Annotated in this window: 17 protein-coding genes and 1 pseudogene; 8 read left to right on the top strand and 10 right to left on the bottom strand. The window is 55.4% G+C overall.

Annotation, left to right across the window (positions count from 1 at the left end; translation table 11 throughout):
• The first annotated feature begins 19 nt into the window (after positions 1-19).
• Together HU749_RS18565 and HU749_RS18560 are read left to right on the top strand one after the other, a co-directional pair.
• Positions 20-676, top strand: coding sequence for an HAD family hydrolase (locus HU749_RS18565; protein WP_186649907.1), 657 nt, complete (start codon positions 20-22; stop codon positions 674-676).
• 45 nt (positions 677-721) lie between these two features.
• On the top strand, positions 722-1,210 hold the full coding sequence (locus tag HU749_RS18560) for an Lrp/AsnC family transcriptional regulator (protein WP_003203167.1): 489 nt from the start codon (positions 722-724) through the stop codon (positions 1,208-1,210).
• Between the two features lie 66 nt (positions 1,211-1,276).
• Here HU749_RS18560 and HU749_RS18555 read toward each other — a convergent pair whose 3' ends face one another.
• Entirely contained in the window at positions 1,277-2,230 is a 954-nt protein-coding gene (locus HU749_RS18555; RefSeq protein WP_079302407.1) for an alpha/beta fold hydrolase, read from the bottom strand.
• Between the two features lie 478 nt (positions 2,231-2,708).
• Complete coding sequence (locus tag HU749_RS18550; protein ID WP_186649910.1) at positions 2,709-3,509, bottom strand: DUF6630 family protein; 801 nt, start codon at positions 3,507-3,509, stop codon at positions 2,709-2,711.
• Positions 3,510-3,725: 216 nt separating this feature from the next.
• On the opposite strand from HU749_RS18550, the gene HU749_RS18545 reads away from it, so the two are divergent.
• On the top strand, positions 3,726-4,475 hold the full coding sequence (locus HU749_RS18545) for a substrate-binding periplasmic protein (protein ID WP_079302405.1): 750 nt from the start codon (positions 3,726-3,728) through the stop codon (positions 4,473-4,475).
• A gap of 40 nt (positions 4,476-4,515) precedes the next feature.
• Here the strand turns inward: HU749_RS18545 and HU749_RS18540 are convergent, their stop codons facing one another.
• From HU749_RS18540 to HU749_RS18525, 5 genes and pseudogenes are all read right to left on the bottom strand, one after another.
• Entirely contained in the window at positions 4,516-5,904 is a 1,389-nt protein-coding gene (locus tag HU749_RS18540) for a surface-adhesin E family protein (protein WP_186649913.1), read from the bottom strand.
• A 686-nt stretch (positions 5,905-6,590) separates the two neighbouring features.
• On the bottom strand, positions 6,591-7,085 hold the full coding sequence (locus HU749_RS18535; protein ID WP_186649914.1) for an addiction module antidote protein: 495 nt from the start codon (positions 7,083-7,085) through the stop codon (positions 6,591-6,593).
• Position 7,086: 1 nt separating this feature from the next.
• Positions 7,087-7,251 (bottom strand): annotated as a pseudogene (locus HU749_RS29285) (type II toxin-antitoxin system RelE/ParE family toxin); the annotation flags it as partial.
• A gap of 285 nt (positions 7,252-7,536) precedes the next feature.
• Positions 7,537-7,788 (bottom strand): hypothetical protein, encoded by a 252-nt coding sequence (locus HU749_RS18530; protein ID WP_186649916.1) that lies wholly within the window; start codon positions 7,786-7,788, stop codon positions 7,537-7,539.
• Positions 7,789-7,927: 139 nt separating this feature from the next.
• On the bottom strand, positions 7,928-10,108 hold the full coding sequence (locus HU749_RS18525; RefSeq protein WP_186649918.1) for a TonB-dependent siderophore receptor: 2,181 nt from the start codon (positions 10,106-10,108) through the stop codon (positions 7,928-7,930).
• 348 nt (positions 10,109-10,456) lie between these two features.
• On the opposite strand from HU749_RS18525, the gene HU749_RS18520 reads away from it, so the two are divergent.
• Positions 10,457-11,131: a hypothetical protein gene (locus tag HU749_RS18520; protein ID WP_186649920.1), complete on the top strand. Its 675-nt coding sequence runs from the start codon at positions 10,457-10,459 to the stop codon at positions 11,129-11,131.
• A gap of 222 nt (positions 11,132-11,353) precedes the next feature.
• Here the strand turns inward: HU749_RS18520 and HU749_RS18515 are convergent, their stop codons facing one another.
• Positions 11,354-12,520, bottom strand: coding sequence for an MFS transporter (locus HU749_RS18515; RefSeq protein ID WP_186649922.1), 1,167 nt, complete (start codon positions 12,518-12,520; stop codon positions 11,354-11,356).
• A gap of 94 nt (positions 12,521-12,614) precedes the next feature.
• On the opposite strand from HU749_RS18515, the gene HU749_RS18510 reads away from it, so the two are divergent.
• Positions 12,615-13,508, top strand: a complete 894-nt coding sequence (locus HU749_RS18510; RefSeq protein WP_186649924.1) for a LysR family transcriptional regulator — start codon at positions 12,615-12,617, stop codon at positions 13,506-13,508.
• A gap of 205 nt (positions 13,509-13,713) precedes the next feature.
• On the opposite strand, the gene HU749_RS18505 is transcribed toward HU749_RS18510, so the two are convergent.
• A complete protein-coding gene (locus HU749_RS18505; protein ID WP_074849721.1) occupies positions 13,714-14,475 on the bottom strand; it encodes an SDR family NAD(P)-dependent oxidoreductase in 762 nt (253 codons plus the stop codon).
• An 18-nt stretch (positions 14,476-14,493) separates the two neighbouring features.
• Between HU749_RS18505 and HU749_RS18500 the strand changes: the two genes are divergently transcribed.
• Positions 14,494-14,919, top strand: coding sequence for a GNAT family N-acetyltransferase (locus HU749_RS18500; RefSeq protein WP_186649955.1), 426 nt, complete (start codon positions 14,494-14,496; stop codon positions 14,917-14,919).
• Between the two features lie 309 nt (positions 14,920-15,228).
• Here the strand turns inward: HU749_RS18500 and HU749_RS18495 are convergent, their stop codons facing one another.
• Positions 15,229-16,659 carry an IS1182 family transposase gene (locus HU749_RS18495; RefSeq protein WP_186649927.1) on the bottom strand — a complete coding sequence of 477 codons (1,431 nt, stop codon included), beginning with the start codon at positions 16,657-16,659 and terminating at the stop codon, positions 15,229-15,231.
• A 706-nt stretch (positions 16,660-17,365) separates the two neighbouring features.
• On the opposite strand from HU749_RS18495, the gene HU749_RS18490 reads away from it, so the two are divergent.
• On the top strand, positions 17,366-18,772 hold the full coding sequence (locus HU749_RS18490) for a hypothetical protein (protein WP_077508735.1): 1,407 nt from the start codon (positions 17,366-17,368) through the stop codon (positions 18,770-18,772).
• A 497-nt stretch (positions 18,773-19,269) separates the two neighbouring features.
• On the top strand, positions 19,270-20,094 hold the full coding sequence (locus HU749_RS18485) for a DUF2971 domain-containing protein (RefSeq protein ID WP_139353243.1): 825 nt from the start codon (positions 19,270-19,272) through the stop codon (positions 20,092-20,094).
• Positions 20,095-20,324 lie beyond the last annotated feature (230 nt).

Below are 20,324 nucleotides of genomic sequence, written 5' to 3'. Positions count from 1 at the left end.
ATCATCGGAGGCTTTACAGATGAGGCTGACTGAATATCGGGCGTTGTTGATCGACTGCGATGAGGTCCTGGTGGATCGGGACTCTGGCGTCTGGGCGGCGTTGCAGCCGCTGCTGGAAAACCATGGCGAGCCGTTGGACAAAGCACAGGTGCTCGCCGATTTTGACGAGGTGCTGCAAACCTTGTACCCGCGTTTCGGCGAATTGGGCTTCAGCGGCTTGCTGTGTTTCGCCCACCGTCAATTGGCCGAGCGCTGGAAGCTCAAGGTCAGTTGGGAGGAGGGCATGAGCTTCGCCCGTTCGGCTGCCGGTTGGACGCTGTTCGAGGATGCGCCGGGTGCGATGCTCTACCTGCGCAAGTTCTATCGGTTGTTGGTGCAGGGGGATCGCGATGCCGAGGACCGGGGCGTGTTGTGCGAGCGCCTGGGCATCGAGCCTGATGATTTTATTTCGCTGGCGAGCGACCCGTTGCAGGATCACGATTGGCTGGCGGCCAATGGCCTGAGCGCCGAGACGATTCTCCAGGTGACCCGCCCCGGCGCCCGCCCACGGTCGGTCGGGGCTGTCTGCCTGATCTGCCGTAACGCCGATATGTCTCCCGCGCCCTGTGCGGCGGACTACTGTATCAACAGCATGGCTGATCTGGTCGCTCAGCATCAGCTGTCCTTACGACGCTGATTTTGTTAGAAGATTGTCTTACAAATGGCAGGCAAGAGGTATGCGATGGAAGGTTTAGCGAAACTGGACCGGATCGACATCAGCATTTTGGTAGAGCTTCAAAAAGATGGCCGCATGACCAACGTCAGCCTGGCCGATGCCGTGGGCTTGTCCGCCAGCCCATGCCTGCAACGGGTCAAACGACTGGAGTCGTTGGGGTACATTTCCAGCTACAAGGCCCATCTGAACCTGGCCAAGATTACCGACTCGGTGACGGTCTTCACCGAAGTCACCCTCAGCGACCACAAGCGTGAGGACTTCGCCAAGTTCGAATCCAATATCCGCCTGGTGGATGAAGTACTCGAATGCCACCTGATCAGCGGCGGCTACGACTACCTGGTGCGCTTCATGACCCGCAGCATCCAGGACTATCAGGACGTGATGGAAAGCCTGCTGGACAAGAACATCGGCATCTCCAAGTACTTCAGCTACATCGTCATCAAGTCACCGGTGCGCAAGGACGAGATTCCATTGCGTAAGTTGTTGCGGCATTGAACCCGAGATCCATCCTAGAACAACTGTGGGAGCGAGCTTGCTCGCTCCCACAAGGGATCTGGGCTTTTATTCCTTGAGGAAGGTCAGCAGATCCTGATTGAGGCGATCCTTGTGCGTCTCGGTCAAGCCGTGCGGCGCACCAGGGTAGACGATCAGTCGAGCGCCCTTGATCAGCGCCGCCGAGGCCCGGCCTGAAGCGTCGATAGGCACGATCTGGTCGTCATCGCCATGGATCACCAGTGTCGGCACATCGAACTTCTTCAAATCGCCGCGGAAGTCGGTCGCCGAGAATGCCGCGATCGAGTCATAGGTATTCTTGCTGCCACCTTGCATGCCCTGCACCCAGAACGACTGGATCAGCCCTTGGGATGGCTTGGCGCCCTTGCGGTTGTAGCCGTAGAACGGGCCCGAGGCAATGTCCAGGTACAGCTGCGAGCGGTTCTCCAGGGATGCCTTGCGCAGGCCATCGAACACCTCGATAGGCAAGCCACCGGGGTTGGTGTCTGTCTTGAGCATCAACGGCGGAACAGAGGACACCAGCACGGCTTTCTTCACTCGAGCGGTGCCGTGACGGCCGATGTAGCGAGCCACTTCACCGCCCCCTGTCGAGAAGCCCACCAGCGTGACATTCTTCAGGTCCAGCGCTTCAATCACCGCCGCCAGGTCATCGGCGTAGTGATCCATGTCGTTGCCTTCCCAAGGCTGGCTGGAGCGACCGTGGCCGCGACGGTCATGAGCCACCACGCGATAACCCTTCGAGGCGAGGAACATCATCTGGCCTTCCCAGCTGTCGGAGTCCAGCGGCCAGCCGTGGCTGAAGGTCACGACCTGCCCATCGCGCGGGCCCCAGTCCTTGTAATACAGCTGCACGCCATCCTTGGTGGTGATGTAGCTGGCAGACTGGACCACGCTGCCGACAGCAGACGCACTGGCAGGGGCCTGGACCGGCGACGCGGCCTCGGCGCTGAGGGTGGCCAATGCCAGGGTGGCGACAGCGAGGGTGCGGTTGAAGGTGTTCATCGTTTCTCTCTCCATAAGGTCGGTTTGATCTGCGGCGATCGTCGTCGATCGCGTTGGTGGGCAGATTAGAGAGAGAGGCCGAGGACGAGAACGGCGCTGGCATCGATAGCAACTATGGGAAAATCGGATAGCTGCGTTTCGCTTCGGTTGCGGTGAACCAGTCATCAACCAAAAGAAGGCATCGGCCCCAGCGAGTGCAGGATCCACATGACCGCCGCCACCGCTGCCAGCACTGCGACCACAATGCCGATCAGCACCCATTTCAGGATTTTCTGCCCTTTCGACGGCTGGGACCTTGGCGCGTGTGCCTCTACCGTGTGCCGAAATTCCCCGGCGCATCGCGGGCAAGCAGCGGTGTCGTAAGGGAGGAGGGACCCGCATTGCTCACAGTTTGTCATGTCGTCACTTCGAGGCTCAAAGGAGGGGGCGCCCTTTATGGGCTTGTAAAAGCGGACCGAAAGTGTGTGGCGTCGGTCGCTTAATATTTGTAGACGATGCCCAGCCTGCCCATGATCTCCAGGGCGTTGACCAGGCCCAGACCGTTCATGGGCAGGCAGGCGAAGGCCTGGTATTCATCGAAGTGCGTGCCGATGGCCAACAACTTCAAGTCATGGGCCTCCAGCTGTGCATTGAAATACTGCAGCAGTGCGCGTTCCCAATCGTTGGCGCGATTGATGGCATCGACGGCTTTACGCTCAGGCGCCGGGATTTCAATGCCCAACTGCCGCAGCGGGGCGAGGGCATTGACGGCATCGATCCCGTAGGACGACCACTCCTTCCATTCGAACCCCGCCAACTGATTGGCCTCGGTGAGCGCTGACTCGACCTGCGTCCAAGCCCAATCCCATTGCCCGGTAGGCGCCGGCATGTTTTGAATGAGCGCCTGCGTGCGCGCCTCGTCGAACAGGCAATCAAACAGATCGGCCAGGGTATCGGCCAAATCCGGCTGCGGCCCTTGACCCTGGGTATCCAGGTCGTGGCTCAAACGCTGCCACAGACTGCCCAGCTCGGCCCAATCCTCGTCGTCCATGTCGTCATCGATCACCTGGGCCTTATGGCCGCGCGAGTAGTTATCCAGCCGCGTCTTGCGCACCCGTACGCAGCCCTCGGCGAGATCGACCTCGTAGCTGCGGTAATCCAGGTAGTTGGTCTGGAACACGATGCGGTCAGCAAACACCTCGTGGGCGAGGCTTTCCTCAGCGTCAAAATACGCCGCGCCTTCGACGTTGCCATGGGCGGTGATGATGCGTTGAAACGACAGTGGGTCGATTGGATTCATGTGGGCTGGATCACAGGGAGAAGGGCGAAAGGGAAGCGCCGCGTACGCTGGCCGATATCCGGTTCGCGCTGATCGTACACCAAGGCCTGGGGGCTGCTAAGGGGCGGAATGTGGACTGCATCAACTGTTGAGCATGTGTTTGGGTCTATGCTTACCTTGCCCCCTTGAATCAGGCCCGTCCATGCACAAACGCCGAACCATCCACCGGGAGAACATGTGAGACATTCGACACCGGCTGCAGCGCTGCTCTGCCTATTGCTTGGCACGGTTGATGCCGGGGCCGGAGAGTATCAAGTCGTCACCGAAGAGTGGGCTCCGTACAACTACCAGGAAAACAACCAGCTCACCGGCATGACCACCGAGATCGTCCGGGCCATCATGGCGCTCACCGGGGATGACTTCGAGCTGCTGTTGCAGCCGAGTATGCGAGCGAGCCAGATACTGAGGAACCGGCCCAAGACCATCATGTACTCCATGTTTCGCACGCCGGAGCGCGAGCCGTTGTACAAATGGGTTGGCCCGATCGTGGAAGAGTCCATCCACCCCTATCAACTGGCCAATACGCCCCCACTGGACACCTTGGAACAACTCCTGAACGCCCCCCAGATCACTACGCGCCACGCCGGCCTGGTGCCCCAGAGGCTGCAGTCGCTGGGCTTCAACAACCTGGACAAAAGCGCCACCGAGAGCAAGCTGCTCTACCGCATGCTGCTCGCCGGACGCACCAACATCATCGTCGGCGACACCGACGCGGGCGTGGCCTATTACAGCCGTCAGTTGAACATCGCGCCGGGCACCTTGCGACGGATCCCTATCGAGCTGTATCGCTCATCGCTGTACATCGCCTTCAGCCCTGACAGTGACGATGAAGTGGTGGCGGCGTGGGCCAGTGCCCTGGAGCAGTTGCGTCGTTCCGGGGAGTTGGAGCGGATTCAGCGGCGGTATGAGGGGGCGGTTGGGCGGTGAGCGCGCGGAACCGGCGAAAGCCGGCCCCGCAGACCTTCACTCACTTCACGCTCTGCACATGCATGTCGATGGATACCGAGTCATTTTTGTCAGTACTGGCGTGATAGAAGAAACCATAGTCAACCAAGTAGTAATAGTGCTTCAGCGGCACGACTGTTGAGCTTGGGCGCTGTTCACGGCAGCTCAACGCCTTGGCGTTACCGCTCAAGGCTGGGCTCAGTCGTTTGGCGGGCCCTTCACTGTCGACGGTGCAGTCGAAGGTTTTCGGTTCCTTGCCCACGGTGCCGATCAGATTGCTGGTGAGGCTGCCCTGGCGGGTAAAGCCCAACTGACTGCCCACAGGCATACGCTGCCAATCGCCACGGAAACTCAGGCTGTTGACCACCTCAGTGTTCTCGGAGCGTGTGGCCTGTTCTGTGCCTGATAGTCTGATCAGGCCGCGCCAGTTGATCTGGCGGCCATTGAGGTTTTCGCTTTTGTGAACAATGCGTAGCTGCCCGGTCACAGGGTCAGTGGACAGGAAGTACTCAGTACGCTCAGGCCAACTCTCTTGGGAATGACTGGCGGTGCCTGCCAACTCAATATAAGTCAGCGTCTTGACCGGGGCCGGCATGTGCAGTTGCTCAATGCTCCTCAACACACCTGGGTTGATGTCGGGCAGAGCATCCGCCGCGATCGGTGCTTTGGTACGTGACTTGAACGTCGGCAGAGTGGCAATGGTCGTCGGCGCGTTGCAAACGAGTTCAAACACCTTCAACTGATCCTGGTCGGCCGCTGTCATCGCCTTGGCCTCGGGAAACATCTCGATTTTTCCGTCAGTGACCTCGTTATTGGCATTGAGGTAATAACGGGCCAACAGCGTGGCGTTTCGCGCTGCGCAGTCCAGCGTGTACTGCTCGCGGGTCTGCGTGAAAGGAGAGCGACTCAGCGGATTCAGGCGGGTCTGCGGCTCGTCGTACGCCATCCAGAATTGCACCTGTTTACCGCTTTTGCGCACGCTGCTGTTATCCAGCAACAGCCACCGTTCAGCGTCCCCCTTCATCACCTGGCGCCAATCCGGAGCGGGGAGATTTTTACACGCTTGGGTGAACTCCCGGTTGTTCATCAGCGTGGCGTGATAACGCTCGGGCAACGCTGTTGGCGGGGCATAGTGGCCGCTATTGTTGGCGTAGGAGCGGCGGAGCATGAACGAGTAAACCAGGTTGACCTGAGGCCTGGAGCAGGCCGCCGAAAACTGAACCGTTTGCCAGAAGGGGATGTTCGGTTCGCGGGGGGCGAACACCTGGAAGTTGATGATGTCGCCTTCGCGCATCAGACTGTTGGGCGTCAACGGCTGAGCGAGCAGGGTGGCTTGCTTATCCGCTGGTGGCTGTTGGCTGGCGCAGGCGGTTAGCAGTACTGAGGCGATGAGAAGAGTAGGGCGTTGCACAGATGTCTCCGGTAAGTCCATTGAGGGAGGCAGGGTGGGGAAGAACGGGTCAGATCACGGCTATTAAGGGGGGACACGAGGGCTCAACGGACGTTCGCGTCAGGAGCTTCGCAGTATGGCATGGGCGTAAATCTCCTGGGCTGCTTCCCTATGGACGCAAAACGAAGGGTAGAAGTGGATTTCGTGCTGGAATTCCGGCCATTGACCCGATTGCTGCCTGCAGAGAAATGCGACTTCAGCCTCAACTGTCTCCAAATCTCTTAGAGTCGTGGGCGCTCCTTCATGTTCGGCAGTCCATATGCTCAGAGCCAACCTGTGTCTCAGATTTTTCCACTTGTACCCGTGATAACCGCCTTTACCTTTCGCCCGGAAGCCAAACGACAGGCGTGATGACATAGGTTGTGACGCTATGCCTACGTAAAGGAGTTTACCGTCTGCTGATAGTGTGTACAGCTTTGGATGCTGATGTGTGCTTGCGGGTTTAGAAAAGGTGCATTTCACCCCGTCCAGAGAAAGCCGGTAGGGTCCTTCGTCAAAGAGTTCAAGGTGATATGCCTGTGGGGCGCGTAGTTTCATGTGAAAAGGCTCCAGGTTCTCTGTGCTGACCGCGAGCGTGGAAGGGATCACAGGGGCAGGGGGGCTTGGCCAATTCGTGTTTGTCTGGAATCCACGAAGCCAACGGCGACTTACTGCTGCACAGCGGCTTTTACCTTTCTCGCAGCAGGTTTTGCGCTTGGTTTAGCCGCTTCTGCCACTGGTTTTTTTGCAGCGGATTTCGCGGTAGGTTTGGCCGCAGCTACCGGTGGTTTGCCAGCCCTTGGAGCAGTTGCTTTGGAAGCCTCTGCTAATGTTGCAATCGGTTGTACGGTGAGTTCTACACCGATCGCGGTCATCAGTTTCCTGATGGTTTCAAACCGCGTTTTTGCACCCGATTTCAGCACTTTATAAAGGCTTTCGCGATTAACCCCGGCATCCTTGGCGACTTTATTGACACCTTTGGCTTTTGCGACTTCGGCCAAAGCATGAATAAGACTTTCCGTATCATCAGCTTTCATACTTTCAGCCAAATATGCCGCTATAGCCTCCGGGCTACCGAGAAAGCGCGAAGCCTCATAACGAGTCGTACCCGTAGTGTTTAGGTTAAGGACCGGCATATCCTCAGGGTTGAATTTCTCGCTCATGTCATTTACCTCTCAGGGCATCAAGGATCGCTTTGGCTTTCTTAATACCTCGTTTTTGATCTGTTTTATCGCTTCCACTGAGCATCAAGTCCTCTGCGATCCCCGAGCGCACAAAGTAAATTCTGTACCCCGGTCCAATAAAAACACGCATTTCGCTCACCCCATCGCGGTTGCTCCGATCAGATTAATGGGCTGATCGGATCCGCAGGTCGTCAAACCTGATCGCCATTTGGGGCGACGGGAACGACTATAGGTTTCACCGACGCTGGCGTACAAGGTGAGGGATTCCCACGCTTTTGTAGGAATTGTGATAGCTGTGCGAGGAAAAGGCGTATCGACTGATTTCGGGGGGCGAGGCAGGCGGATAATCAAAATCGGGGTCACAAAATCGGCACAAAATCAGGGTCAGGCCATGGTTATCAAATTGTGGTTTGACCCTGAGGGGGGCTTTCTACTGCTTTCGATAGTACTCCGCCCTACGCCTGGCTTCTTCCCGCTCCATTTCTTCATAATGCTTGCGTTCTTCCCGCTCTCTCTCTTCATGGCGCTCGCGGTGTTTCCTGTCTTCTGCTCTATCCCTTTCGCGCTGGTGTTCCCAGTGGCGCCTGTTTGCCTCTCGATAGTCCTGGTTCCGATCACCGGCAAATGCGCCCGCTGAGGTGAAGCCAATCCAGGTGAGTACAAAAATGGCAGCCATTTTCATGTGATGGTCTCTCTAGCGCAGATGTATGCAGGTGGTGCCATTTGCGGCTTCCGGTAGACCATAAGGATGGTCGCAAGTGCATTGCTTTCGGCTGAAAGAGGGGCGTTCCAAGTTACGCCCCCCTTGTTTCTACTTCTTTTTAGAAACTGTACTTGGCGGTCAGCATCATATTGCGCGGGTTGCCATAGGCGTCACCGCCATAGCTCGCGGAGTTGGCGATGGTCGAGTAGTACCGGCGGTCAAAGATGTTGTTGGCGTTGACCTGCAAGTCCAGGTTCTGGCTGACCCGGTAGCCGGCCATCAGGTCGGTGATCGCGTAGCTGCCCTGTTCGAGGCGGTATTTGCTGCCATCAGCCAGCGGGATGTCGTTGTACAGGCGGCTCTGCCAGGAGACGTTGCCGCCTACGCGCAGTTTTTCCAGCGGGCCCTGGAAGTGGTAGCTGGTGGTCAGCTTGAACAGATGTTCCGGTATGTCGGTGTCGAACTGCTTGTTTACCTTTTGCGGATTGGCAGCATCCTTGATGGTGTGTGTTCGCGCGTAGGTGTAGCCACCGCCGACTTGCCAGTTTTCGGTCAAAGCGCCTTGCAGTTCGAAGTCGATACCCTGGCTGCGAATCTCGCCGGAGGCTTCATAACAGGTTGCCTGTGGGCAGTTTGCCGTAAACAGTTGCACGGCGCGGTTTTCCTGGTCGATGCGAAACAGCGCCACGCTCGCATTCAACGCGCCATCAAAATATTCGCCCTTGATGCCGACCTCGTAGTTCTTGCCGACGATCGGCTTGACTGGGCTGCCAGACGTATCCTCGGAGCTCTGCGGCGTGAAGATGTCGCTGTAGCTGACGTAGACCGAGTGATGGTCGTCCAGGTCGTAGATCAAGCCGGCGTAACGGGTGAGGTTACGGGTGACCTTGTAGTCGCCTTCGCCATCGCGGTTATCGTAGTCGTACCAGTCCAGGCGGCCGCCGAGGATCAACTTCAGCGGATCGGCCAGGCTCAGGCGTGTGGTGACGTAGACGCCATCTTGAGTGGTCACTTCGCGCTGGTTGTTGGTGTGGACGAAGTCCGGTTTACCGGCATTGAGCGGCCAGTTGGTGTCGTACGGGCTGTAGTTGTGGGTGGTCTTGTCGTAGATGCGCTTGCTGGCGCCCACCACCAGTTCATGGCTACGCCCGAACGCCTCGAAGGGCCCGCTGGCAAAGGCATCCACGCCGGCCTGGTTTTCATCGACGTCAGCCTGGTAAACCGTGCGGGCCAGTGTGTTGTTGACCCAGCGCGATTGATAAGAGCCGGAGAACAACGCGTTCTGTTCGGAGTAATTGGCGTTGACCTGAAGGTTCCAGTCGTTGGCCAGGCGATGGCGGACTTCGGCGAATACGGTGTTGATCTCCTGATCCTTGTTCTCCCAATCCGTACCCGGATTGTAAGAGCGTGGCAGATCCAGATGATGGCCGTCCTGGCCGATCATCGCAGAGCCCCAGAAGTAGTTGGTCTGGTCCTTCTGATGGGAAAACCCCAGGGTCAGGGTGGTGTCTTCGCTGAGGTCCGCTTCGGTGACCACATAGAACAGACCATGATCCTCCTCGACATTGTCGATGAAGCTGTTGGCGTCCTGGTAAGAGGTCACGACCCGGCCGCGCAGCGTGCCACTGTCGTTGAGGGGGCTGGAGGCATCGACCTCGCCACGGTAGTCGTCCCAGCTGCCGGCGGCACCGGTCAGGGTGACTCGCTGCTCGGCCAATGGCCGCTTGCGGATCAGATTGATGGCGGCCGAAGGGTTGCCCGCACCCGTCACCAGGCCGGTGGCACCGCGCACTACCTCGACTCGGTCAAACATCGCCAAGTTAGGCTGGGAGCCGACTGAAACGCCGTTGTAGCTACTCGGGATGCCGTCATACATCAGGTTGTCGATGTCGAAACCGCGTGCCTTGTAGGTCTGCCGGCCAGGGCCATTGGAAAAGTCCAGGAACAAACCGGGCGTCGCCTTGACCACGTCGTTGATGTCGGTCATCGCCTGGTCATCCATGCGCTGGCGCGTAATGACGGTGACGGCTTGTGGGGTTTCACGCATCGTCAGCGGGAGTTTGGTCGCGGTCGACATCGCGCCGGTGGTGTAGGACTCGGTGCCTTCCGTGGTGCTCCCCAGTTGACCACTGCCGGAGACCTCGGTTGCGTCTAGTTCCAGGATGGTCGGTGGGGCGTTGGTCGGGGTGCTGCTGTTGTCATCGGCATAGGCGGGGGCGAGGGTGGCCATGCAGATAGCCATGGCCAGAAGATTGCGGGCAGGAGTGAAGTGACGCGGCGGGGTGGTGCGAGTCGACATGAGAAGGTCCTGAATTACTAATGCTTGTGAGAGTGATTCGCATTAAGTATTGCAGGGTTTGTTTGTGGGATAAAGCTTGTTGGGCTTGGGGGCGCTGATGCGTGGAGGGTAGGGCTTCAATGCCCAGTGGGGCCGAGGGCTCTGCTTTGTCGAGAGTTTCCTATGACTGACCCCCTGAGTCGTTTGAACGAAGCGCTGCTTGATTTTTTAGCCGGCAGGTAATATTTTCAATGCACGGCAGCCAACCATCAAGTACGTGAGCGCTTGCATCCGGTCTTAGAAAAAACAGCATATTCATTAATGCTGACTTTGTAATTGCTCACATTTTAAGTCGGCGTGGAGATGAATATGTTTAACTCTGTCATCGTTTCTGAAATCCCTTTTTATACATCCGTTCAGGATGCACGAAAGGCGAATTCGGTAAATTTGAACCATCTCAAGGAATCATTAGCATGCGGGCTTGGTTTTAAAACCTTGGCTGCGCACGCTGCTCATTTTGACGATTTATCAAAAGGTGAACATGGCATAGCCAAGGTCGCGTTATTTTCCAAGTCGCGCACAATGTCTAGGCTTATGGAGCTTGGATATACTCAAGATAAGTGTGAGATGATGGCTGAGGTCGTGGAAAGCTCTTACCAAGAAGCCCTTTCGGAGCAATTTTTCTTTGTTCCTTTTAAGCCCGATAACGGCCCATATGATCCATTCCGCGCAGATGCGTTTGATCGGACAAGAGTCTGGCTTCATGGCGGTAGCCGCGACGATATCTGTAATAAGGACTATCTAGAAGCGCTTTCTGATGTGTCAATGTCTAATGCTGCTATAGAGTGGCTCCATTCTAAAATATCCAGCTTTGCTTTCCCTGTCATTCTTGATAGAAGAGACTATCAAGGCGGCATCATTGTCAGGTTGCGCGACTTGAATATAGAGAGCTATCCACTTGCTGGTTGGAGCAAACTTAGTCGTGCAGATATTTTGGAATATGGCTCAAGTGCTGATACTTTTCTTTGTGCGCCGATGAAATAAGGAAGCATTCGGCTGGCCTTGCAAGGCCAGCCGAATGCTTCGTGAATTAGATGGGGTAACGGCGTGATCCTGACCAAGGCTATCCAAGATATCGGCAGCGCTCGTGCGTTGATAGGTCAGCGAATATCTGTGGTTCTCCGAAAAAAGAAGACGCTCAGATTTATTTATGAATAGATCCGTCACCTTTTCACTGTCCTCCTCAATGCCGACTAAACAGCCCCCTCACACCATCGCAGCCGCAATCGCTCTGGAACGCCAGGCAAAAGCCAACACCATCAGCAGCCCCAACCCCGCCATTGCCGCCCCGGCCAGGGAAATCGCCGGATACCCCAGCCCCGCATTTATCACCGCCCCCCCGAGCGCCGCACCAATCGCGTTACCGAGGTTGAAGGCGCCGATGTTCACCGCCGAGGCCAGGTTGGGCGCGTCCTTGGCCGCTTCCATGACGCGCATCTGCAGCGGCGGCACCAGGGCGAAGCTGGCGATACCCCATATCAGGATCGCAACAGCGGCCGGCAGCGGCCAACGCATCAGTACGGTGAACGCCAGCAAGACGAGAATCAGCACGCTCAGCGAAACGATCAGGGTGCGGTCTATCGAGCGGTCGGCGGCCTTGCCGCCCCACATGTTGCCCAGCGTCAATCCCACACCGAACAGCACCAGCATGGCAGTGATGTAGGCGGTGGACGCATGGGTCTCGCTGCTGAGGATCGGCGCGATGTAGGTGAAGACGGTAAACATGGCACCCGAGCCGACGACGGTCAGGGCCAACGCCCCCAGCACCGGACCACGGCCCAGTACCCGAATTTCGGCCAGTACACCGGCGCTTTGCGGTGCCGGCAGGTTGGGCAGGGCGAACCACAACGCGGCCATGGTCACCACGCCCAGGCCGGTAATACCCCAGAAAGCGGTGCGCCAGCCGAACAGTTCGCCAAACCAGGCGGCCAGCGGCACACCACCGATGGTCGCCAGGGTCAGGCCCATGAACATGGCCGCGACCGCCCCGGCACGCTTCTCTGGGGCGACCACGCTGGCGGCGACGATCGAGCCAACGCCAAAGAACGCACCGTGGTTCAGTGAGGTCACCACCCTGGCGACCATGAGGCTGTAGTAATCGGTAGCCAAGGCTGACATCAGATTACCCAGGGTGAAAATCGCCATGAGCCCGATCAGCAGATAGCGCCGGGGAATCCTGCCGGTGGTCAGGGTCATCAGTGGTGCGCCAAGCAGAACGCCCAGGGCGTAAGCACTGACCAACAGACCCGCAGCGGGAATGGAAACGCCGAGATCCGCGGCGATGCCCGGCAACATGCCCATGGGGGCGAACTCGGTAACGCCGATGCCAAAGGCACCAATGGCGAGTGCGACAAGTGGTGGATTGATACGCATGGAAGGCTCCTTATCTATGCCGCCAATGCTACGATCCAACTTTTTCAGGCGGTAGATAGCATTTTTGGCAATCACCTTTGCGTAAGGGGCACAAATGGACTTTAACGGCAGGTCCGGTGAAATGAGCGTGTTCGCCACCGTGGCGCAAGAAGGCAGCCTTTCAGCCGCCGCGCGTGCATTGGGGCTGACACCCTCGGCGGTCAGTCGGATCATCGCGCGTACCGAACAACGCCTTGGCACCCGCCTGTTGCTGCGCACCACCCGAGCGATCACCTTCACCGCCGAGGGCGAGGCGTTCCTGCGCGGCGCCCGGCGTATCCTGGCCGACATGGCCGAGGTCGAAGAAGCCATCGCCGACCAGGGCGTACCCAGGGGCCGCTTGCGGGTCAGCGCCGCCCTTGGCCATGGGCGGCTGGCCATCGTTCCCTTGGTGGCCGCCTTCAGCGCCCGTTACCCGAACATCGTCGTCGACCTCACCCTCGGCGACGAAGTGGTCGACATCCTCGGCGGCCAGGCCGATGTGGCGGTACGCTTTGGTCATCTACCCGACAGCCCGCTGACCGCGCGCTGGATCGGCGACACCGGTCAGGTAGTGGTGGCATCGCCCGACTATCTGCAGCGCCACGGCACCCCCCAGGAACCGGAAGACCTGCTCCGGCACAACTGCCTACGCTTCAACTTCCGACGTGCCGAACCCAACTGGCCGTTCATCCGCGACGGACGAGAGTTCTCCCTGAAGGTCAGCGGCAACATCGAATGCAGCAGTGGTGAAGCGCTGGCACAACTTGCGCGAGTAGGTGCCGGCATTGCGCGTATCGGCGAGTTCACCGTGAGCGAGGACCTGCAGCGCGGCGACCTGATACCGCTGCTGGAAGCCTGGAACGCCGGCGACCGGGAACCGATTCATGCGGTGTTCGTAGGGGGCTCGGCAATGCCGGCGCGGGTGCGGTTGTTTGTGGATTTTTTGGTGGAGCATCATCGGATGTAAGCGGTGGACCGCTGCTAGGTTGTAGATTACCCAAACGTTGTCTCAGTCTCGCCGCTACAGGGCACGTAGACTTGCCTGTCGAAAAATCGTATCCGTTCGGCGGTGTCCTCTCATCCGTCCTGAGAAGCTATGGTGCCTGTCCTTTGGGCGAGCCGGCGAAACAGAGTGACCCGTCTTCTCACCTGCTACACCGGAGCACGCTAGCCTAGGTCAGATTCAACCCGCCGTCTGAGAGGAGTATCTCGCCGGTCAAGTAGTCCGACTCGACCAGCATGACAACAGCTTTTGCGATGTCGTCTGGGCTCGCGGCCCTGCGCATAGGTGCGCGAGTTCGCCACAACTCTTGGGCACCTGTCCACTCTGCGGTCAGAGGCGTGTCGACCAAGCCAGGCGCCACAGCGTTTACGCGAATTTCTGGCCCCAGCGATACCGCGAGCAAGCGGGTCATGTGATTAAGCGCAGCTTTGCTTACCGCATAGGGAATCGATGCGCCCTTTGGACGGATACCGGCATGCGAACTGATGTTTACGACGCAACCTGCTCGACGGTAACGGGCGGCATCGCGCAATGCCGACTCGGCCAATGCGACCAGGTGGAACGGCGCCACGACATTAACCTCGTTAAGTTCGTGCCACACCGTCGAGTTGGCCGAGGCAAGGTCGCTGTGCGGAATGACTCTGCTAATACCGGCATTATTGACCAATACGTCGAGCTGCCCCCACGCGGCGATCGCCTCGTTAATAAGCCTGACCCTGTCAGCTTCTAAAGCAAGATCAGCTTGCACGTAAATAGCCTGCTTCATTTCGGCAACCATAGCGCGTCCTGTATCTGCAGAATTTCGCGAATGGAGCACCACCGCATAGCCTGCTCGGCTTAGTACACGTGCAATGGCTGCGCCGATACCGGAAGTGGATCCTGTAACCAACGCGACGCGTAATACGTTATCGATTGTCGGATTGGGTTTCATATGGATATCTCGAATGGGTTGCCTGTAGAAATCCAGCTTTCGGAAAATGCGACTGAAGCAGAACGACTAGGAATTTTGACCCCGTTGCTGGCCCATAACCTGGCCAACGGTGGAGACGACGCCCATGAAACATTTGCTCTGTTGCTACGAGACCCTGACAGTAACGAAGTCATTGGCGGACTGTACGGCAAGGTCTCTTATCGATGGCTGCTCATCGATCTTGTCAGTGTTCCCGAGTCGATGCGTGGTCAGGGTATTGGTGAACGGCTAATGCGCATGGCCGAAGAAGTCGCGCAGAAAAAGCACTGCACCGGTATTTGGCTGGAGACCTTCAGCTTTCAGGCCCCCGGGTTCTATCAAAAACTTGGCTACTCCGAATTCGGACGCCTGGCAGACTATCCACCGGGACATGCCCGACTCTATTACCAGAAGCTGTTGTGCTGACAACGTTTTGATTTTGGTCCGATAGCTGCTTCATAGCAGCCACAATCGGCCCATTTCAGCCAATGCTGACCGGGCGCTTTGGGTCGACTGCTGCCGTCTCCACCGGCGGCACTCGACCCAAAGCAGCCCTTCACAGAGGGCAGGAATCGGCCCAGAGTGTGTAACAACTTCAGATTGGGTTTTCTATATCGACGCTAGGAGACCGTGCTTACGTTTCGAAAACAGATCGAGTTGTGACGTTTTCAGGAACAGTTAAAACCGCTCAGCAACCTCTTAAAGCCCTTTGGATGGGGCAAAAAAGACCGGTTTTTACGCCGTTAACGCTTTCATCAAGCCAGTGGTGCCGATGATTTTCATGACCCGTTTCAGGTTGTAGGCAAGCACATTCAAGCTCATCTCGGCGCTTACCCCGTTAAGCTTTCGGGTCAGAAAGTGCGTCGCTCCCATCCATTGCTTGAGCGTCCCGAAGGGATGCTCAACTGTCCGTTTTCGGACTCGCATCATCTCCGGCGCGTTGCTCAGCCGATTCTGCATTTGCTCCAGTACGGCTTCATGTTCCCATCGCCGAACTCGTCGTTCCGTGCTCGGTGTGCACTGCAATTTCAACGCGCAGCCCTGGCATTTCGAGCTCCAGTAACGATGCAACTTCAGGCCTTTTTCAACGTAGGAATAGTGCCAGATCAGCGCCTCTCCAGCTGGGCAAATGTATTCGTTTTTTGCCGCGTCATAGATGAAGGCATCGTTATTGAAACGCCCGTCAGCCTTGGCTCCAGAGGTCATCGGCTTGGGCACATAGGCGGTGATGCCTGCATGGTGACAAGCCAGGATTTGTTCGCTTTTGAAGTAACCTCGGTCAGCCACTACCGACAACGTATCTGACGCCATCGCCTCGCGGGCCTGCTTGGCCATCGAGCTGAGTTGATCGCGGTCGGAACCGACGTTAGTCACCTCATGCGCAACGATCAAATGGTGCTGAGTATCGACCGCTGTCTGCACGTTGTAGCCGACGATTCCAGTGCCGCGCGTCATCATGGAGCGGGCGTCTGGATCGGTCAGTGAAACCTGTTTGTCCGGCGAGTCGTTGAGCTGGATTTCGATCGCTTGAAGCTCCTTCATTTGCGTCTTCAGCTTGGCGATTTTCTCTTCCAGCCGCACGGCCTTGGGCTCCGAGGATGTGGGTTCTTGTCGATCGGCAGCATCGAGCGCGGTCAGGTAACGGCTGATGCTCGATTCAATTTCTTCCATTCGCCGCTTCAGTTTGGCGCTGGTGAAATTGCGGTCGCGATTGTTGACCGCCTTGAACTTGCTGCCGTCGATGGCGACCAGATTCTCTCCGAACAGTCCCAACTGCTGACACAGCACAATGAACTGGCGGCAGACACCTCGAATGGCCTTGCTGTTGTCTTTTCGGAAGTTGGCAATGGTTTTGAAATCGGGCATCAAGCGACCGGTCAGCCACATCAACTCGACATTGCGCTGGGCTTCTCGCTCCAGCCGTCGACTCGACTGAATGCGGTTGAGATAGCCGTAAATGTAGATCTTCAGCAGGATCGCGGGGTGGTAAGCAGGCCGGCCAGTATCAGCTGGAATGACGCCTTCAAAACCCAGCTTGACCAGGTCAAGTTCGTCGACAAAGACGTCGACTACGCGCACCGGATTGGTATCCGTGACGTAATCGTCGAGGCTTTCGGGCAGTAAGGTGCTTTGGCCTCGATGCTCACCCTGAATGAAACGTTTCATGGGCAATCCTGCGTTAACACTTTGGGCAATCATAGCAACGATAGCCGCGTCTTCACGTACTCTGACGTAAGCACGATATGCTACTGAATTTGGAATTGAAGGGCTTACGCATGGATGTAATTTCAGCACACCAATTTTGTAAAAGTCACCGCAAACAAATTGAAGCAAGTGATCGTTGTGGCTGTTTTTACTGCTTAAGTGTGTTTTTGCCCGTAGAAATAACAGAGTGGGTCGACTTGGATACCACCGCCTTGTGTCCGAAGTGTGGGATTGACTCAGTCATCGGTTCAGCATCCAACGTGCCGGTTAACCCGGAGTTTCTTTCGAAAATGAACGAGCACTGGTTCTAAACGCCCCCTCTTTTTGATGGCTTCCGTTTAGTCTGGCATCTACATGCAACTGGGTTTGCCCCAGAGGCATACGTTGCTGCTGATCGACCACGTTTTTACACACTCTGGGCCAATGGCAGCCACTCAGGACTCACCCTGATGAGCGGCCATCCAGGCCAACGATTGGACACTAAGTCATCGCGCCTCATTTAGCTAGGCCAGAGCCTCGCTGACATAGCTAATTTGACGCTTACTTATCGCGAAAAACTATACGGACTGACTATCCCTCAACCTGGGTTTGCATGAGGGAAAGGAATGGTCTATAGCTTTATAGCCATTTGCCATGATCTGCGATAAGGAAGAAACAAGGAGGCATTATGAAAAATTATAAAGTAGCATGCTTTAGTCTGATTCTTCTAATTGTAATTGTGCCCGCGCATGCGTGGGGAAAGAAGGATGTTTCTATATATTTTGAGTTATCGGAACCTGTGCAGGCTAGAGATGACCAGTATCAAATTATAGCCATAAACACATATGCGATGCCTGCGTTCTGTGCTGATAGCTTCAAGGGTTCGGTAGTACGCAGTTTGATCGGCAAGAGCAACAAGGCGTCACTCTTGGTTACTTTGGATAAGATTCCCGTGCTCAATATGAGCTATGACGACAAAACTGGTAAGTGCGCCATACATGAGTATCGCGAAAAAAGCTTAAATGGGCAATTACTAATTGGCTCAACTAAGCCAGATCACCAGCTTGGTCTCATATATGTGTCAGAGGAGAAAATTGATGGAGTAAATAACTTGATTAATGTGGCGAAAACAATCCTTGGTGCTCAGTCTAACCTTATCAGTGCTCCTGTTACTGATACTGTGCTGCCCTTTCTAGTCAATGCATACGAGCAAGCAGCTAGGTCAGGTGTTGATTATGTGGTTGACTTTGATATTCCTGGGGTTCAAAACCACGAAAGCAAGGCGACGCTTAAAGGAATCATTGGTGACTCCACCCCCAGAACACTAATCACCTTTAAGCGTATCACCAAGGATTCTGTCCTAGAGACCTCTGCGTATGGCCAAATACTGAGTAAGACTATTAGCGGTGAAAAGTCACCTAATGAGGTGCTAACCGCGCGTAGAGCTACTGAGGGAGGGGCGTTTAAGGCGGGAGGGTTGGCAACAGTTACAAGAGAGTGCGATCTTCTGGAGGCTGCATATAGGGATAGTCTTAACCAGGCTGATTTGCAGAGGCTTCTTGAGTCCTATCTATTAACCAATCATAGGAAGTATTTGACCATAGGTATGGTCGAAGACTGCTTGGGGCAGCCTCTGCCGATGCCTACTAAGCAATTGGCATTCAAAATCCTAGCGGATGAGATTGTTGAGCCATTAAGCGAGTACGATACGTCGTTTCTGAGGAATTTATTTAATGGTCGTTCCGAGAAGGTTCTAACGGCTAATACGAAATTTTCTGATAGGAGTCGTGAGCTTGATGCGTCTACTGTGTCTGAATATATTAATCTGAGTGATTCCATGCCTCTTTGTCATACATTCATGACATATGATGAGGCGGCTTTTGTCCAGATCATAAAGTCTAAGCCCTACTACGTTTATGTGGCGGTTGATCGTCTTTATAAGGTGGGAGAGGCTGTTGCGGATAAAAGTTCGAGAATAGAAAGTATAACTGTGTCGAAGGATCAAGATAGTCTTTACGGAGAGAAGGATGGCGTGAGTCGCTGCTTAAACGCTGAAATGCAGAAGACTCGACTCGCGGGCTTATGGACTCAATAGAGCTTGGCTGAGTATCTTGGCGCAGGCCCAGCTTTCCTTTTCGTGCAACAGGATTTGGCCCCGTGAAAAAATGTATCTCTAATGGAGGAGGTCATTAAAGCTCCGGCACTTGATAGCCAGATATGCCGTTTCTGGATGGAATGGTATATTTCGCAAAGCCCCATACTCATGAGGTCTCCTAAGCTCCATGCATTTGTATTTAATGGTCTCAACATTGAAAACCAAGCGCTGGCGGCGATTACCACAAAGAACGTAGCCTGGGTGCGAAGTCATAAAGCTACCGTTTACAACCTTGGTGGTAGAGCGCGTCGAGCCGTACTGAACTCATCCAGAGTATTACCTAGTGATGAACGTACACATTGGCTTAAGTTATTTATTGGCAACTCCCCCGGTTCTACTGGATAGGCTGGTGGCCCAATGGGTTCAAAAAACAGCATAGCTATAGCCCGGTGCAGCCTTGGCTTTTTATTAATTAGTCGAAAAACTGATGGATTTAGTTGGCTGCTATTGATTTTGGCGAAGTAACTGAAATTGCCTCGCTTAAGAAGTTATGTCTAAGGGAAAGTTCTGTGCCAGCACATCATGAATATAGAAGCGAGTGGGTTGCGGCGGGGTACAAATCGGATATGGGAAGCGCAATCGCATCTCGCCCTCCGAAAGAAAGAAGCCTGCGTCGAGTCTATCATCTGACTTCTGCTGAATACGCAGTCAGTAATATCGCACTCGGTCGTCTGAAGGTTTCACGATTTTCAGACCTCAATGATCCGTTTGAACTTATAGGCCTAAATTTTCGAGAAAAGATGGCTCGAAATATTGTTCGTGACTTCAAAGATGCCTACGACGCACATACAGGCCTTTTATGCTTTAGTGGTGACTGGGCTGAGCCTGTTTTGTGGAGTCACTACGCTGCGAAGCACAGGGGAATTTGCTTGGGATTCGATGTCCCATCAGAGTACCTTCAAAAAATACAATATGAGGATGAGCGAATCCTTGCGGAATTAGGAAACAATCCAGAGCTCGCAAATATTGATCCCGCTCTCCAAGATGCATTGCTACGAACGAAATCCAGCGGCTGGAAATATGAGGATGAATATCGTCGGTTCGTCCATTTGACTGATGCTTTCAAGGAGGAGAGACTTTACTTTTTACCGTTTGGACCGGGCTTGGAGTTGACAGAGGTAGTGCTGGGTCCGCTGTGCACCCACTCTCTTAAGTCGGTCAGAGAACTCGTAACTTCACGCTATCCTACTGCTATTACGTATAAAAGTCGTCTTGCATACAAAACATATAAAGTCGTCCCAGATGAACTCACGATTCCGTAAACAAGGACTCATAAGTTCTTAACAACAAGTGAAAACAGGCTATGCAGAAGGTCCGCTTCTGGCCGTTAGTGACCGCTCCGAGCGTCCGCTTATGGCCGAAAGCTGACCTTGTCGAACGTCTTTATATAGCCATTCTTGTTCGGTCATACGTGGTCAAGTCTGATACAAATGACAGGTAAGACCGAATGATGCCGTGGGATCTGTTCTTGCAGATCTCATCTACCAAGGGG

Source organism: Pseudomonas ogarae (assembly GCF_014268695.2).
GTDB classification, from domain to species: Bacteria; Pseudomonadota; Gammaproteobacteria; order Pseudomonadales; family Pseudomonadaceae; genus Aquipseudomonas; species Aquipseudomonas kilonensis.
Note: the sequence above shows the minus strand (reverse complement) of the source record. Positions and strands in the feature narration are given on the sequence as shown.

Coding starts and splice junctions, on each gene's coding strand:
- HU749_RS18565 (WP_186649907.1), top strand. CDS start 20: ATGAGGCTGACTGAATATCGGGCGTTGTTGATCGACTGCGATGAGGTC.
- HU749_RS18520 (WP_186649920.1), top strand. CDS start 10,457: ATGTTTAACTCTGTCATCGTTTCTGAAATCCCTTTTTATACATCCGTT.
- HU749_RS18510 (WP_186649924.1), top strand. CDS start 12,615: ATGGACTTTAACGGCAGGTCCGGTGAAATGAGCGTGTTCGCCACCGTG.
- HU749_RS18560 (WP_003203167.1), top strand. CDS start 722: ATGGAAGGTTTAGCGAAACTGGACCGGATCGACATCAGCATTTTGGTA.
- HU749_RS18555 (WP_079302407.1), bottom strand. CDS start 2,230: ATGAACACCTTCAACCGCACCCTCGCTGTCGCCACCCTGGCATTGGCC.
- HU749_RS18525 (WP_186649918.1), bottom strand. CDS start 10,108: ATGTCGACTCGCACCACCCCGCCGCGTCACTTCACTCCTGCCCGCAAT.
- HU749_RS18505 (WP_074849721.1), bottom strand. CDS start 14,475: ATGAAACCCAATCCGACAATCGATAACGTATTACGCGTCGCGTTGGTT.
- HU749_RS18515 (WP_186649922.1), bottom strand. CDS start 12,520: ATGCGTATCAATCCACCACTTGTCGCACTCGCCATTGGTGCCTTTGGC.
- HU749_RS18490 (WP_077508735.1), top strand. CDS start 17,366: ATGAAAAATTATAAAGTAGCATGCTTTAGTCTGATTCTTCTAATTGTA.
- HU749_RS18530 (WP_186649916.1), bottom strand. CDS start 7,788: ATGAAAATGGCTGCCATTTTTGTACTCACCTGGATTGGCTTCACCTCA.
- HU749_RS18535 (WP_186649914.1), bottom strand. CDS start 7,085: ATGAGCGAGAAATTCAACCCTGAGGATATGCCGGTCCTTAACCTAAAC.
- HU749_RS18550 (WP_186649910.1), bottom strand. CDS start 3,509: ATGAATCCAATCGACCCACTGTCGTTTCAACGCATCATCACCGCCCAT.
- HU749_RS18495 (WP_186649927.1), bottom strand. CDS start 16,659: ATGAAACGTTTCATTCAGGGTGAGCATCGAGGCCAAAGCACCTTACTG.